Annotated in this window: 14 protein-coding genes; 8 read left to right on the forward strand and 6 right to left on the reverse strand. The window is 72.5% G+C overall.

The window, feature by feature from the left end; all coding sequences use genetic code 11:
* Positions 1 to 32 precede the first annotated feature (32 nt).
* Positions 33 to 1,988 carry an AAA family ATPase gene (locus tag AB0M99_RS09860; RefSeq protein WP_365918443.1) on the reverse strand — a complete coding sequence of 652 codons (1,956 nt, stop codon included), beginning with the start codon at positions 1,986 to 1,988 and terminating at the stop codon, positions 33 to 35.
* A 376-nt stretch (positions 1,989 to 2,364) separates the two neighbouring features.
* Positions 2,365 to 3,024 carry a hypothetical protein gene (locus tag AB0M99_RS09865; RefSeq protein ID WP_365918445.1) on the reverse strand — a complete coding sequence of 220 codons (660 nt, stop codon included), beginning with the start codon at positions 3,022 to 3,024 and terminating at the stop codon, positions 2,365 to 2,367.
* 133 nt (positions 3,025 to 3,157) lie between these two features.
* Here AB0M99_RS09865 and AB0M99_RS09870 point away from each other — a divergent pair, with 133 nt between their 5' ends.
* The 3 genes from AB0M99_RS09870 to AB0M99_RS09880 all read left to right on the forward strand — a co-directional run bounded on the left by AB0M99_RS09870 (position 3,158) and on the right by AB0M99_RS09880 (position 5,339).
* Complete coding sequence (locus tag AB0M99_RS09870) at positions 3,158 to 4,537, forward strand: C39 family peptidase (protein WP_365918447.1); 1,380 nt, start codon at positions 3,158 to 3,160, stop codon at positions 4,535 to 4,537.
* Between the two features lie 83 nt (positions 4,538 to 4,620).
* Positions 4,621 to 5,052 (forward strand): SPW repeat protein, encoded by a 432-nt coding sequence (locus AB0M99_RS09875; RefSeq protein ID WP_365918448.1) that lies wholly within the window; start codon positions 4,621 to 4,623, stop codon positions 5,050 to 5,052.
* A gap of 134 nt (positions 5,053 to 5,186) precedes the next feature.
* Positions 5,187 to 5,339, forward strand: coding sequence for an SCO1431 family membrane protein (locus tag AB0M99_RS09880; RefSeq protein ID WP_365918450.1), 153 nt, complete (start codon positions 5,187 to 5,189; stop codon positions 5,337 to 5,339).
* Here the strand turns inward: AB0M99_RS09880 and AB0M99_RS09885 are convergent.
* Genes AB0M99_RS09885 through AB0M99_RS09895 form a run of 3 tightly spaced genes read right to left on the reverse strand, consistent with a single transcriptional unit; the run spans position 5,317 to position 7,816 of the window.
* Positions 5,317 to 6,255 carry a hypothetical protein gene (locus tag AB0M99_RS09885; RefSeq protein WP_365918452.1) on the reverse strand — a complete coding sequence of 313 codons (939 nt, stop codon included), beginning with the start codon at positions 6,253 to 6,255 and terminating at the stop codon, positions 5,317 to 5,319. The genes AB0M99_RS09880 and AB0M99_RS09885 overlap by 23 nt on opposite strands.
* Positions 6,252 to 7,211, reverse strand: coding sequence for a DUF6114 domain-containing protein (locus AB0M99_RS09890; RefSeq protein WP_365918454.1), 960 nt, complete (start codon positions 7,209 to 7,211; stop codon positions 6,252 to 6,254). Before AB0M99_RS09890 ends, AB0M99_RS09885 begins: the two co-directional genes overlap by 4 nt.
* On the reverse strand, positions 7,202 to 7,816 hold the full coding sequence (locus AB0M99_RS09895; RefSeq protein WP_365918456.1) for a DUF6230 family protein: 615 nt from the start codon (positions 7,814 to 7,816) through the stop codon (positions 7,202 to 7,204). The genes AB0M99_RS09890 and AB0M99_RS09895 overlap by 10 nt, the downstream gene beginning before the upstream one ends.
* Before the next feature lie 156 nt (positions 7,817 to 7,972).
* Between AB0M99_RS09895 and AB0M99_RS09900 the strand changes: the two genes are divergently transcribed.
* The 3 genes from AB0M99_RS09900 to AB0M99_RS09910 all read left to right on the forward strand — a co-directional run bounded on the left by AB0M99_RS09900 (position 7,973) and on the right by AB0M99_RS09910 (position 11,079).
* Positions 7,973 to 8,590, forward strand: a complete 618-nt coding sequence (locus tag AB0M99_RS09900) for a TetR/AcrR family transcriptional regulator (protein ID WP_365918458.1) — start codon at positions 7,973 to 7,975, stop codon at positions 8,588 to 8,590.
* A gap of 144 nt (positions 8,591 to 8,734) precedes the next feature.
* Positions 8,735 to 9,907, forward strand: a complete 1,173-nt coding sequence (locus AB0M99_RS09905; RefSeq protein ID WP_365918460.1) for an acyl-CoA dehydrogenase family protein — start codon at positions 8,735 to 8,737, stop codon at positions 9,905 to 9,907.
* Between the two features lie 278 nt (positions 9,908 to 10,185).
* Positions 10,186 to 11,079, forward strand: coding sequence for a DUF6185 family protein (locus tag AB0M99_RS09910; protein WP_365918462.1), 894 nt, complete (start codon positions 10,186 to 10,188; stop codon positions 11,077 to 11,079).
* A gap of 6 nt (positions 11,080 to 11,085) precedes the next feature.
* Here the strand turns inward: AB0M99_RS09910 and AB0M99_RS09915 are convergent, their stop codons facing one another.
* Entirely contained in the window at positions 11,086 to 11,322 is a 237-nt protein-coding gene (locus AB0M99_RS09915; RefSeq protein ID WP_365918464.1) for a hypothetical protein, read from the reverse strand.
* A gap of 266 nt (positions 11,323 to 11,588) precedes the next feature.
* Between AB0M99_RS09915 and AB0M99_RS09920 the strand changes: the two genes are divergently transcribed.
* Together AB0M99_RS09920 and AB0M99_RS09925 are read left to right on the forward strand one after the other, a co-directional pair.
* Positions 11,589 to 12,722, forward strand: a complete 1,134-nt coding sequence (locus tag AB0M99_RS09920) for a hypothetical protein (protein ID WP_365918466.1) — start codon at positions 11,589 to 11,591, stop codon at positions 12,720 to 12,722.
* Between the two features lie 16 nt (positions 12,723 to 12,738).
* Entirely contained in the window at positions 12,739 to 13,836 is a 1,098-nt protein-coding gene (locus AB0M99_RS09925) for a phosphotransferase family protein (RefSeq protein ID WP_365918468.1), read from the forward strand.
* Positions 13,837 to 13,851 lie beyond the last annotated feature (15 nt).

The following is a 13,851-nucleotide window of genomic DNA, read 5'->3' on the forward strand; positions in this document are numbered from 1 at the left end:
GCACGACGGGTCCGGCGCGGCCACGGCCGGGCTCACAGCGCCGGCGGATCCGGCCGCTCCTGCGGCCCCCGGCCCGACAGGACCTCCCCGTACGCCTGCATCAGGTCGGGCAGCCGCAGCGTCGCCAGGTCGTCCCGCGACGGATCGCCCGCGAAGCCCGCCAGCCGCAGGTCCCGGTACGCGCAGCTCTTCTCGTACAGCGTGCGCAGGAACCGGCCGTTGCCCAGCTCGTCGATCCAGCCCTGCTCCACCACGTGCCCGCTGATGCTGCGCAGCTCCTCCAGCGCCTCCTCGTCCCAGCGGTCGCCGTTCCCGTCGGCCAACACCCCGCCGATCGCGGTCAGCTCCGGCGGCCGGTAGCTGGGGAAGTCCACCCGGGTGGTGAACCGCGAGGACAGCCCAGGATTGGTCGCCAGCAGCCGGTCCATCCCGGCCGGATAGCCCGCCAGGATCACCACCAGATGGTCGCGGTTGTCCTCCGCCCGCTTCAGCAGCACCTGGAGGGCCTCGTCCCCGTACGCGTCGCCCTTGCTGTAGCCGGAGTTGGAGAGGCTGTACGCCTCGTCCACGAACAGCACCCCACCGATCGCCGAATCGATCAGCTCGTTGGCCTTCACGGCCGTCTGCCCGAGGAACTCGCCGACCAGGTCCGCCCGCTGGGCCTCCACCAGGTGGTCGCCGCCGAGCAGGCCCAGGGCGTAGAACACCCGGCCCAGGATCCGCGCCACCGTCGTCTTGCCCGTACCGGACGGCCCGGAGAAGACGAAGTGCCGCTTGGGCGGCTGAACCGGCAGACCCTGGCCGGCCCGCAGCCGGGCCATGTGCAACTGCGCGGACAGTGCCTTCACCTGCCGCTTCACCGGCTCCAGGCCCACCATCCGCTCCAGCTCCGCGAGCGCCTCGGCGAGCGCCGCCGGATCGGCAGGACCGGTCGGCAGCCCCGTCGGCGTCGACTGCGGCGGCACCGACACCTTGCGCCGTACGCCCTCCAGCCGGCCCGTACCGGGACCCGCACCGGGCGGCTGGGGCGGCACTCCCGGGCCGTGGCGCGGCTCCGGCGGATCGGGGGCCGACAGCGGATCCTGCTCCACCTGCCCGTCCGCGGCGATGTCCTGCACGGGACCGCCGCCGAGCGCGACGGCCGCGAAGTTCCCGCCGCCCTGGGCCTGGCCGTGGCCGCCGTACCGGATGTCCCCCGGATAGCCGTCGTACCCGTCGATGGAGTCGCTGTCCTCGATGGCCGTCAGCCGGGCCGCCGTGTCCATGAACGCCGGATCCACCCGGTGCACCGCCCGGTACAGCGGCAGGGCCGCCGCGCTGCGGCCGGTGCCCTCGTGCGCCCGCGCCAGCCAGTACCTCAGCTCCTTGCGCTGGGGCTGCTCGCTGCGGCAGCGCATCAGGGCCGCCGACAGCATGGGCTCGGCCTGCCCGTACATCTCCAGCCGGACCCGGGCCATCCCGCCGAACAGCCCCGCCTCGATCCCGAGCAGCGGATCGTCCACCAGTGGCTCGGTCTGCCGGACCAGCTGCTCCCAGTCCTTGACCAGGTAGGCCCGGCAGGCGTGCAGGAACCGCACCTGCGGATCGGCGTCCACCGGGGGCAGCGAGGCGAGGGCCTGGTCCAGCTCGGGCACGTGGCGCCCGTCCAGCCAGTGCGAGGCGTGCGCCAGCAGCAGGTCCCGGCGGCTCTCCAGTACCGGCTGAACCCACCAGCCCAGCCAGTACCAGGAGTTCAGGGTCCGCCGGTGCCGGGCCCGCTGCTCGCCGAAGCGGTCCCGGTGCGCGTACATGCGCAATAACGCGTTCGTGGTGTCGACCCGGAGCGCATGCAGGCCCAGCCAGGCGTCGGCCATCGCGGGATCCAGTCGTACGGCCGCCCGGAACTCCTCCTCGGCCTGCGGATAGGCGCCCATGGTGCAGGCGTCCACCCCTCGCAGCCAGGCGAGTTCGGCCGGGGCGTGGGTGCTGCCCGGCGTGCCGAAATCCATCACATCCCCCACAAGCCGCCCCCGTGGTGCGCGGCAACCCCCGCGTGGTGCACGCGAGTTGTCAAGCGCCGATGAAATCAGGGCTGCATCGTACCTGCGGTTACGCACCTTACGTAGGGTGCGGTGGGCATGCGTCGGTGGCGCACCCGGGGCCGCCGCGGTAACGCAGGGTGAAGAAGCGGAGGCGATTCCACCCGCGTGACACCGGTGCGGAGGGGTGATCGGGGCAGAACGAAGCCCCCGATCACGGGGGAACAATCGGGGGCTTCGTATCCGCGGCAGCCTTGAAAGACCGCGCATTGAGAACGTAAGGCCGTCGCGGGGGTGCGGTCAAGCGGCCCGGTGGAGCCTCGCGGGAGTGGATTTCCGGAGCCGCTCAGGCCCGGGGGAGTTCGTTACCATCGGTGACGTAAGCAGCCGGTCCCGGGGTCGCAGCAGCCCCGGAAGTCCACTCGTATCCCGTACCGCTCTGGCGTACCAGGGTGTCCGCGAAGGGGCGCGAAGGATCGTCCGAGAAGTGCGCGAGCTCCGCGCGCTCCCATCCGTCCCAGAAGTCGGAGAGTTCGCGCCCGTCCCGGTTTCGCCCGCGCCCCCACGAGGTCGTGCGCGGCGTCTCCATCCACAGCAGCCGTGCCAGGTGCGGGCGCAGCGCCCGCCGTCCGGCGCCGACACCCTCGACGAGCAGCACGGCCGCCGGCTCCAGCACCCGCTCCGGGCCGAACCGCCGCTCCACCCAGTCGTACGGGGCCCAGTGCGCGGCCCGGCCGGCCGCGAGCGGCTCCAGCACCTGCGCGCGCAGCCGCTCCGGCCAGCCGAACAGCTCCTGGTGGGTGGCCACGTCGTCCAGGTGCAGTACGGGTACGCCGCCCAGGGCCTCCGCGAGCCGCGTCGCGAAGGTGCTCTTCCCGGACCCGGCGTGCCCGTCGATGCCGATCAGCCGCACCGGTCCGAGGGAGGGCGGCAGCGCGGCGAGCTCGCTCGCGAGCGAATCGAGCGAATCGAGAGACTCAGGACCGGGTGACTGCTGTGGCTCCACCCGGCCAGCGTAGGCCCCGTCCGGGTGTCAGCCCCGACACGGGCCCGTGGCTTCGGCGTCCGGCCACCGGGAACTGGAAGGGTGGCGGGGTGGAGAAGCCGAACCGCCGCACCGACCCCTGGGGGCCACGCCGATGACCGCACCCACGCCACGCAGGGCCGTGCTGGCCGTCGCCCTCGCTGCCGCCACCGCCGCCACCCTGCCCGGGGGTCGCGCCTCGGCCGCCTCCGGCGCGCCCCGGACCCCGGCCCCCGCCTCCGGAGCGGCCTCCGGGAAGAGCGTGGACAACCGGTTCTGGTACGCGCACGCCCACTGGCGCGCCGGCTTCCACCAGGGCACCACCGCCATCGGCGGCGCCCGCCCCGGCCTGGAGATCAAGACCCCGGCCGGCCGCACGGAGTACGCCGACCCGCACACCGGTAGGAAGAGCACCTGGGAGTACGCCACCTGGACCTCCCCCGTGCACGCCTCCACCGTGCCCGCCACCGAGGCCATCGCCTCCTGGAACGCACGCACCCCCGCCGGCACCTGGATCCAGACCGAGCTGCGGGGCACCTACACCGACGGCACCGCCACCCCCTGGTACGTCATGGGCCGCTGGGCCTCCGGCGAGGGCGACATCCGGCGCACCTCCGTGGACGGCCAGACCGACGGCAGGTCCACCGTCTGGACCGACACCCTGGCCCTGGACGCACCGGCGGCGGCCACCGGCCTGCGGATCAAGGACTGGCGGCTGCGCCTGACCCTGTACCGCAAGCCGGGCGCCCTGCGCGGCCCCACCGTGTGGCTGGCCGGGGCCATGGCCTCCGACGTCCCGGACCGGTTCACCGTCCCCGCCTCCCCGCCCTCCGGCGTCGCGCACGAGCTGAAGGTGCCGCGCTACTCGCAGGAGACCCACGCCGGCCAGTACCCGGAGTACGACAACGGCGGCGAGGCCTGGTGCAGCCCCACGTCCTCGCAGATGATCATCGAGTTCTGGGGCCGCAAACCCGCCGCGAAGTCCCTGGCCTGGGTCAAGAAGGAGTACGCCGACCCGCAGGTCTGCCATGCCGCCCGGTCCACCTACGACGCCGCCTACAAGGGCTGCGGCAACTGGCCCTTCAACGCCGCCTACGCCGCCACCTACCGCCAGCTCGCCGGGGTCGTCACCCGGCTCGGCTCGCTGGCCGACCTGGAGACCCTGGTCCGGGCCGGCATCCCCGCCATCACCTCCCAGTCCTTCCGGCCCGAGGAGCTCACCGGCGCGGGCTACGGCACCGCCGGCCACCTGATGACAGTCATCGGGTTCACCGCGGCCGGCGACGTGATCGCCAACGACCCCAACTCGCCCTCGAACCCGGCCGTGCGCCGCGTCTACCGGCGCCGCGAATTCGAGAACAACTGGCTGCGCACCAAGCGGTACAACGCCACCGGCAAAGTCGTCTCTGGCACCGGGGGAGTCTGCTACCTCTACGGCCCGATCCGCCCGAACGCCGCTCAGATCCAGGCGCTGCGGACCGTCGGAGTCCTGTGAAAATGCATGCTGGTCAGAAGGGCTGAACAGGCGGAATATGGGCATAAAGGGCACATAAGGCTTCTCGTAGGAGGCAGCCCACCATGACCACCCATCCGAACATCGAACATCACCCGGACCTTGCCGAAATGCGGACTCGGTTCGAGCGGGTGACCACCACTCCCAGCGCGCAGGCCGTGGAGGCGCTGGCCCTGATCACGGGCCTGTACCTGGCGGCTTCGCCATGGATCGCCGGGTTCAGCGTGCTCGGCCCGCTGGCCATCAACAACCTCATCGCCGGCCTGGCGTTCTGTCTGTGCATGGGCGGCCTGGGGTCGGCCTACGAGCGCACCCACGCGATGGCCTGGACGGCGGTAGCGATCGGCGCCTGGACGATCGTCGCCCCCTGGGTCATGGCCGGTGAGATGGACACGACCCGCAGTGTCACGAGCAATGTCATCACCGGCGCCGTCGCCGTGTGCCTCGGCCTGGCCATGGCGGCCATGGCAGGAGGCAGGCGCGACACCGCCGCCTGAGCGGACGCCGGTCGGAGCGGACGTTTCCGCCGCCGGGCCCCGGCCGTCACGGCCGGGGCCCGGCGGCGTGACGCTCGCCACCAGTGACCATCGTCTCTACCGCGAAAGCGGCGAACGCTGGCACATTGGACGGCATGACGACTTCCAGCGCCACCCCCGCCGCCCCTGCCCGCAACCTCGTGGGCACCGGTGGCCCCAAGGAGGACTCCTCCTGGCTGGAGCACGTGCTCGGCTGGACCCTCGTGGTCGTCGTCGCCATGTTCGTCACCCAGGTCGGCTGGTTCTAACCCCTGACCCCGGTCCTGGTCCCGGTCCTGGTCCGGGCCCCGGCTTCGCCTCCTCCGGCTCGACCAGCCAGTGCCCGTCCGGAACCCCCACCAGCCCGTACAGCCTCCTGACCGGTGAGCGCGCGGGCAGCAGCACCGCCCCGGCCGCCGCGGCGAACAGCCCGAGACCGAGCCACCACCCCAGCAGCCGTACGAGGACGCTCGCGCCCAGCGCCCCCGCGAACGGCAGCACGTACACCCCCGCCCCGGCGATCACCACCGCCAGCAGGCGGGGCACCTTGAGGTCCGCCGCCGCCCCGGGCAGCCGCCAGCCCTCCACCAGCCAGCCGATCTCGGCCAGCAGCATCGTGCCGATCACGGCCGTGCCGAAGACCAGCAGGGCCAGGAAGGTCCCCGAGGTCGCGAAACCCAGCACGCCGTTGACCGCGCCGTCCGCGGACCAGCCGGCGTAGGCCCGCGGATCGGCGCTCAGCAGCCGCCGGTACCCGCTGCCGTCCCACCCGTGGATCAGGGTGAAGAACAGCAGGAAGTACCCGGCCACCGCCTGCAGATACCCCCAGTACCCGGCTCCGACCAGCACGAACAGCCGCGCCGCGAGGAAGCCGAGCAGGGCGCCCACCACCACCGAGCCGACGTGGAAGAGGGCGAAGCCGGCCCACACCCCGTCGTGGTCGCGCGCCACCTGCATCGTCGCCCAGGCCGGGTTCTGCCACAGCAGGTACACCCCGGTCGGGGCCAGGAGCAGCGCCGCGTGGAGCACGGTGAGCGCCAGGTACGGATTGGCCGCGCGGCTCCTCGTACGGACTCCCTCGCCCCGGACCGACCGCTCCCACCACTGGAGCTGGCGCCCGGCCGCCACTGCGAAGCTGGCGCCGATGCCGTAGGCCCACAGCGGCGCCGCCTGCACGGGGATCACGAGGCCTCCAGCCGCAGTCCGTCGGTGACGATCACGTCGGAGGTGACCAGCGCCTGCTCCGCGCTGACCCGGGTCATGAAGACGAACGGCGGGATGACCGGGGGAGCCGGCAGCCCGTCCGGGCTGAAGGTCACGCACAGCAGCCCTTCAATGCACCCGCTGAACCTGGTGAGGTAGAGGGTCACGTCCCCGCGCAGGTCCAGGGACTTCGCCGCCAGCCCGTACTCGTCACGGCCGTCACGGGTGCGCAGCCGGTAGTCGCGGAGCGAGGCCGCGTGCATCCGCAGCACCAGCACCTTCAGCGGCCCGTCGGCCGTGGACACCTCCGTGATCCCCGCGAAGGCGAACCCCTGCGGAGCGAAGAGCGAGGTCGTCACGGTCGGCGGGGTCCGGGCCGCCACCGGCGCCCGCAGCGGGCTCTGCGCGGCCTGCGCCCGAGCCGGCGGCGCGCCCGCCGCCAGTCCCGCGAGCAGGACCACCGGCAGTACGGCGGCCAGCGTGCGCGGCCCGCTGCCGTCCAGGCGCGGGATGTACGGCCCCTCCTCGCCCGCCTCCTCGTCGGGCAGCGGGGTCCAGCCGAAGGCCAGGGCGCTGCCCGCGATGCCCAGCAGCATCCCGACCAGGAAGCCGCCGAGGTTGGTCGCCACGAAGGACAGCACCGACAGCAGCAGCGCGTGGACGGAGACGTACGCCCGGGTCTGCGGCAGGAACCACAGGAACAGGCCCGCGGCGATCAGCGCGATGCCGATCCCGATGGCCGCGATCCCGCCGAGGCCCAGGCTGACCAGCACGGTCAGCGGGGAGAGCGGGACCAGCAGCAGTTCGGTCCCGCCCAGCACGACCAGCAGCCCGCCCCAGAACGGGCGGGTCCGGCGCCAGGTGCGCAGCCGCCGCCGGGGCTCCGGCAGCGGCAGCCGCCGCTCCAGCCAGTCGCCGGCCCGGGCCGCTAGAAGCACTTCCTGCCGTCCAGGCTGACGTTCAGCTTCATGCCCTTGAGACGGAAGTTCCCGCCGGTCGCGGACCAGGCGTGCGACTTGACGTCCACCACCTCGATGTTCCCGGCCTGCAGCCCGAACTTGCCCGGCTCGCCCGCGACCCCGGGCACCGCGTCGAGGGTCGAGGCGTCCCGGCCGATCTGGGCCGTGCCGAAGGTGGCGTCGCCGTCGAGGTCCTCGCCGTCGATGACGAGGTTGCTGGCGGTGACCTGTCCGGCCGCCCCGCCGGCGGTCAGCTTGAAGACCACCTTCCCCAGCGGGGTGTCCACCTCGGCCGCCTGGCAGATGTCGCTGAGGGTGGCCTCGCCGATGCCCAGCAGCGCCACCGGATGCCCCTTGCCGTCGACGGAGCGGTCCGTCTGCACGTAGGAGGCCAGGCCCTTGCTGCTCAGCTTGGATGAGGAGACCTGGAAACTGGTCCCCGAGACGGCGAAGGAAGCGGCGAGCGCGCCCTGCGCCATGACCATGGCCATCGCCCCGACCGCGACGACCGCGGGCATCGCGACGGCGGCCGTCTTCTTCCAGTTGACCCGGCCCTCTGCGGGGGGTCTCGTGCCCTTGCCCATGAGGTGTTCCTCCCGTACGTCGTCCAGTGCGCAGGGGAAGTGCTGGGGGGTGCCATACTGCGGACATCCTGTGGCAGTTCGAGGCTAGGGCTGAATTTGAATAATAGTCAACAGCGTGGAACGACCGGGCGTTCGCAGGTTCGTCGAGCCGAACTCATGGCGATCGGACGCAAGTTGTTCGCCGACACCTCGTACGACGCGCTCTCCATGGACGACATCGCCAAGCACGCGGGCATCGCCAAGGGGCTCATCTACTACTACTTCAAGAGCAAACGCGGCTATTACCTGGCCATCGTCGAGGAGTCGGTCGCCGAGCTCGTCGCCCGCGCCGCCGGGGAGACCGACCTGCCCAACGCCGAGCGGGTGCGCCGCACCATCGACGGCTACCTGCACTACGCCGAGCACCACCAGGCCGCCTACCGCACCATCGTCACCGGCGGCGTCGGCTCCGACTCCGAGGTCCTCGCCATCCGCGAAACCGTCCGCGAGGAACTGGTCGCCACCATCGCCGAAGGCGCCTACGGGCGCCGCTCGGTCCCGCCCCTCGCCCGTCTCGCCCTGGTCGGCTGGCTCTCGGGAGTCGAGGGAATCACGCTGGAGTGGATCGGCGCCCTCGCCGCGGGGGCCCCCGACCAGCCCGACCGCACGGAACTCGGGGCCCTGCTGGTGCGCCAGCTGCGGGCCACTCTGACGGTGATCGCGGAGTTCGTCCCGGAGTGCCCGGCCCCGCCCGCTCCGGACGACGATCTCGAACCCGTGACGGGAAGCTCCTGATCAGGCATACTCAACCGCCGCAGCCACTGAACAGCCCCTTCCGCGATCCGGGAGGGCAGTATCGGCTGTGAGAGCACCGAGACCCGGCGTCGCGTCACAACCCTCACGCGTCGCCCCGTGCCCACGAGTGAGGAGAGCGCCGCCATGACCGACCGCGCCCCGCAGCCGGTTGACCGTCAGCTGCCGACCGAGGAGTCCCGCGACCTTCTGGCGCTCGTACGGGAGATCGCCCAGCGCGAGATCCGCCCCCGGGCCGCCGAGGAGGAGGACGCCGGGCGGTTCCCGCGCGAGGTCTTCACCCTGCTGTCCGAGGCCGGCCTGCTGGGACTCCCGTACGACGGCGAGTTCGGCGGCGGCGAGCAGCCGTACGAGGTCTACCTCCAGGTCCTGGAGGAGCTGGCCGCGGCCCGCCTCACGGTCGGGCTCGGCGTCAGCGTGCACTCCCTGGCCTGCCACGGCCTGGCCGGCTACGGCACCAAGGAGCAGCAGGGCGCCCACCTGCCCGACATGCTCGGCGGCGGCCTGCTGGGCGCGTACTGCCTCTCCGAGCCCGCTTCGGGCTCCGACGCGGCCTCGCTGACCACCAAGGCGGTGCGGGACGGCGACGACTGGATCATCACCGGCACCAAGGCCTGGATCACCCACGGCGGGGTCGCCGACTTCTACACCGTGCTGGCCCGCACCGGCGCCGAGGGCCCCAAGGGCATCACGGCCTTCCTGGTCCCCGGCGACGCGGCGGGCCTGACGGCGGCCGTCCCGGAGAAGAAGATGGGCATGAAGGGCTCGCCCACCGCCCAGCTGCACTTCGACGGCGTACGGGTGGCCGACAGCCGGCGCATCGGCGAGGAGGGCCAGGGCTTCACCATCGCGCTGGCCGCCCTGGACGCCGGCCGCCTCGGCATCGCCGCCTGCGCCATCGGCGTCGCCCAGGCCGCCCTGGACGAGGCCCTCTCCTACGCCCTGGACCGCAAGCAGTTCGGCCACCCGATCGCGGACTTCCAGGGGCTGCGCTTCATGCTGGCCGACATGGCGACGAAGATCGAGGCGGGCCGGGCCCTGTACCTGGCGGCGGCGCGGCTGCGGGACGAGGGCAAGCCGTTCTCCCGGCAGGCGGCCATGGCCAAGCTCTTCTGCACCGACGCGGCGATGGCCGTCACCACGGACGCGGTCCAGGTCCTCGGCGGCTACGGCTACACGGCGGACTTCCCCGTCGAGCGGCTGATGCGCGAGGCGAAGGTGCTGCAGATCGTGGAGGGCACCAACCAGATCCAGCGCATGGTCATCGCCCGGCACCTGGCGGGCCCGGAATCCCGCTGACGGCCGGCCGCCTCCCCGGACGACCGGGCCGCCGCTGAGGCGGACCCGGCCTCCGGGGCGGCCCTCGCGGTGCGCCCCCGGCAGGCCGGTCTCGGCCGTCGGGGTGGACCCGAGCGCGTTGTGCCGTGTCGCCGAGAGCCGCACGGGCTCCCCGGAGAAGATCATGGACGGTGATCCGTCCCAGACGCTCCGCGCTGCTCTTGCTGCACGTGCTTCTGCTGGTTCTGTTCGCCATACCCGTGGGAGGGGCACAGGCCCGCGCGCCCGGGGCGCCGGCGGTGGACCCCTGTCGAGCGGACCAGCTGGGCAGGGCGAAGTTCACGGCATCGGCGGAGTTCGATCACCGCGGCCGGGACTACAGCCTGCTGACCACCACGACGGAGGTCAAGGTACCGGCGGGCTGGGCACTGGCCCCGGACCTGCTCCTGGACCCCCGCTCGCCGCTCTACCGCTCGGCGCTGCGCTGCCTGCTCGGCAAGGTCTCGCCGGATGACTTCTACGACTACGAGTGGCGGCTCGAACCGCTCACGGTGAAGGCCGACGGCACATGGACCACCGTTCACTACAGGGCCGTCGCGTGGGTCACGGAGCTGACCAAGTATCACGTCGGGCCCTGGCAGCTCGACGCGGGCAAGGACGAGTGGAACCTCCTGTTGCAGCCTCCGCCGAATCTCGCGGGGGCCCACTGGGACGACGTGCATGTCCGGCTGGGCGGTCCCGGCGCCATGACCGCCAGCCCTGCGCCGACCTTCGCCGAAGGGGGCACCGAGCTGAAGTGGCAGCACCGGAAACCCGTGGAGACCTTCCAGGTCTCGTTCCGCCCGCCCGCAGCACAGCACTGGAGCGCCGTCACCTCCTCGGAGGGGCAGTTCTGGGAGACCTTCGGCCTCGACAGCGCCTCGGGCGCCTTCTGGTACCTGGAGGCAAGCACGCTGCTGCTCCTCTGTACCCGGAGACTCCGACGGAGCCTGGGGAGCGACCCGGCGCCCGTGGAGAAGCAGTCGCTCAAGGTGATGAAGACCTGGGCGTTCTGGCAGGGGCTGCTCGTCCTCGCGGTCTACCAGATGCGCTTCGCCTCGGTGGCGTTCTTCCTGGCGCAGCTCCTGGCGCTCGCCACGATCTGGCGGACGCTGCGCGAAGGGGGCCCTCTGGTGCCTCCTCCGTCCAAGTAGCTGAGGTCAGCCCCCGAACAGGGGGCCGGTCGGCCAGATCGGGGAGGAGGCGATCCGGGACCACTCCGGGTCGCGGCGCCCGGGCACGGTGCGGCCGTCCTCGGTCCAGCGGGCCAGCAGTGCGAGGTAGATGGGCGGATCGGGGTGCCGCGGCGGCGCCTGCCGAACCGATTCTTCGTACCCGTCGGAAGCCGGCCGCCGCCGACGTCCCACCCGCGGTGTGGAGGTGTCCATCGTGGTCATACCGGGCCAACGCGGCACCGCACCCGCGCGTAACCCCTCCCCGGCGCCGCCCATCCGTTCGACCCCTCCCACTGCCCGGGGCGCTGCGCCCGCGCGCGAGCCCGCGCCCGGCGGGACGGTTCGTGAGCCCCCGCCCCGCGGAGCGCGGCGGCGTGATGTGCCGCCCTGTCAGGGAGTGCCAGAAGTATGGCCCCCGGCTCGGTTCCTGACGTACCGTCATATCCGCCGGAGCCGCTGCCGCTCCCCACCTGCCCAGGAGGTCCGCCATGCCCGCCGACCGGCCCGTCTCGCTCGACGAATACCCCATCCACCAGGCGCCGTTGTCGATGAAGCATCTCGTCAGCGGCGACCGGAACGCCTACGACCGCTGCATCTTCCACGTCTTCGACCACGCCGGGCGCGCCGTCCTGATCCTCGGCCTGGGCGTCTACCCCAACGCCGGCGTCATAGACGCCTACGCCACCCTGCGCATCGGCGACGAACTCCTCGCCGTCCGCGCCTCCGACGCCCTCACCGACGACCGCATGAAACTCTCCGTCGGCCCCCTGCGCATCATCGTCGACACCCCCCTCAAGCAGATCACCCTCCAGTGCGACGCCGACCCCGAGGACCCGCAGGGGCTCTCGTACGACATCACCTGGACCGCCGAGTTCCCCGCCGTCTGGGAACCCCACCACGTCCAGCGCCGCGGCGACCGCCTCATGCTCGAAGGCCGCCGCTTCGTCCAGGCGGGCAACGCCACCGGCACCATCCGCGCCAGGGGCGAGGACTTCACCCTCACCCCGGGGGAGTGGACCGGCACCCGCGACCGCAGCTGGGGCGTGCGCCCGATCCCCGGCGAGGACGGCGGCCGCGCCGCCGAGGAACACCGCCCCGAGGGCTTCCACTGGCTCTGGATCCCCGTCCGCTTCGAGGACCGCTTCCTCATGGTCATCGCCCAGGAGGACGCCGACGGCCACCGCACCCTCAGCGAGGCCGTCCAGGTCTTCCCCGAGGACAGCGGCCGCCACGACGTCCAACTCGGCTGGCCGCACACCGACATCCGCTACCGCCCCGGCAGCCGCCACCCCGAGAGCGCCGTCGTCCACCTCACCGACCCGGCCCGCAAACCCCTCGAACTCGGCGTGGAGATCCTCAACTCCTCCCCGCTCGCCGTCGGCGCCGGCTACCCGCCCGCCGCCGACTGGCAACACGGCAGCTGGCAGGGGCGCGGCTGGACCGACCGCCGCGTCTACGACCTCTCCGACCCCTCGGCCCACCCCATGGCCGCCTTCGGCGTCACCGACCACTCGGCCCGCTTCACCCTCGACGGGCAGACCGGCCACGGCATCTTCGAGCACGGCAGCTTCGGCCGCCACGATCCGAGCGGCTTCGCCGACTACTCCTCCGTCGCGCAGTAGAGAAAGGGGCTCACCCATGGCAACGGCACCGCGTCCCCGCACCTCCACCCGCGAACCCGAGGAACTCGCCCGCCGCCTCGCGGCCTGGCTCGACACCCGGCTCCCCGGAGCGAAGATCACGGGCACCTCCGTCCCCGGCTCCAACGGCATGTCCAGCGAGACCCTGCTCTTCGACATCGAGCACCCCGACACCCCGATCGGCGCCTGCGCACTGCGCCTCGCCGCCGACCCGGCCGCCTACACCGTCTTCCCCACCTACGACATGGCCCGCCAGCACCGCGTCATGAGCCTGGTCGCCGCCCACACCGACCTGCCCGTCCCGCGCGTGCAGTGGCTGGAGGAGGACCCCGGGCCGCTCGGGGCGCCGTTCTTCGTCATGGCCCGCGCCGAGGGCCGCGTACCGCCCGACGTCATGCCCTACACGTACGAGGGCAACTGGCTGCACGCCGCGACCGACGCCGAACGCGCCACCCTCCAGGAAGCCAGCGTCGCGCTGCTGGCGCGCCTGCACGACCAGTTCCCGGCGAAGGAAGCGGAGTTCCTCCTCCTGCCGGGCGAAGGCAGCCCGCTGCGCCGGCACGTCGATGCCCAACGCGCGTACTACGCATGGGTGGTGGACGGCCTGGCCCCCTCGCCGCTACTGGAGCGGGCCTTCGACCGGCTGGAGGAACTCTGGCCCGCCGACGAGGGCGAGGCCGTCCTGAACTGGGGCGACGCCCGCATCGGCAATGTGATCTACCAGCCCGACGGCTTCGAACCGGTCGCCGTCCTGGACTGGGAGATGGCCGCCTGCGCCCCGCGCGAGGTCGACCTGGGCTGGACCGTCTACCTCCACCGGTTCTTCCAGGACCTGACCGTCGGCTTCGGCCAGCCCGGCCTGCCGGACTTCCTGCGCCGCGAGGACATCGAGCGCCGGTACGCCGAACTCACCGGGCACACCCCGCGGGACATGGAGTTCCACACCCTGTACGCCGCCCTGCGGCACGGGATCGTCATGCTGCGCATCGCCTACCGGCAGGCGCACTTCGGCGAGGTGGAGATCCCCGCGGAACCCGACGGCCTGATCCTGCACCACGCCAGCCTGGCCGCCATGGTGCAGGGCACGTACTGGTAACCCGCCGTCGGGCGG

Source organism: Streptomyces sp. NPDC051183 (assembly GCF_040682455.1).
Lineage (GTDB): Bacteria > Actinomycetota > Actinomycetes > Streptomycetales > Streptomycetaceae > Streptomyces.

Excerpts from the sequence above, each read along its gene's own strand:
- AB0M99_RS09860 (WP_365918443.1), bottom strand. The coding sequence starts at position 1,988 with ATGGATTTCGGCACGCCGGGCAGCACCCACGCCCCGGCCGAACTCGCC.
- AB0M99_RS09870 (WP_365918447.1), top strand. The coding sequence starts at position 3,158 with ATGACCGCACCCACGCCACGCAGGGCCGTGCTGGCCGTCGCCCTCGCT.
- AB0M99_RS09875 (WP_365918448.1), top strand. The coding sequence starts at position 4,621 with ATGACCACCCATCCGAACATCGAACATCACCCGGACCTTGCCGAAATG.
- AB0M99_RS09880 (WP_365918450.1), top strand. The coding sequence starts at position 5,187 with ATGACGACTTCCAGCGCCACCCCCGCCGCCCCTGCCCGCAACCTCGTG.
- AB0M99_RS09895 (WP_365918456.1), bottom strand. The coding sequence starts at position 7,816 with ATGGGCAAGGGCACGAGACCCCCCGCAGAGGGCCGGGTCAACTGGAAG.
- AB0M99_RS09900 (WP_365918458.1), top strand. The coding sequence starts at position 7,973 with ATGGCGATCGGACGCAAGTTGTTCGCCGACACCTCGTACGACGCGCTC.
- AB0M99_RS09905 (WP_365918460.1), top strand. The coding sequence starts at position 8,735 with ATGACCGACCGCGCCCCGCAGCCGGTTGACCGTCAGCTGCCGACCGAG.
- AB0M99_RS09915 (WP_365918464.1), bottom strand. The coding sequence starts at position 11,322 with ATGACCACGATGGACACCTCCACACCGCGGGTGGGACGTCGGCGGCGG.
- AB0M99_RS09920 (WP_365918466.1), top strand. The coding sequence starts at position 11,589 with ATGCCCGCCGACCGGCCCGTCTCGCTCGACGAATACCCCATCCACCAG.
- AB0M99_RS09925 (WP_365918468.1), top strand. The coding sequence starts at position 12,739 with ATGGCAACGGCACCGCGTCCCCGCACCTCCACCCGCGAACCCGAGGAA.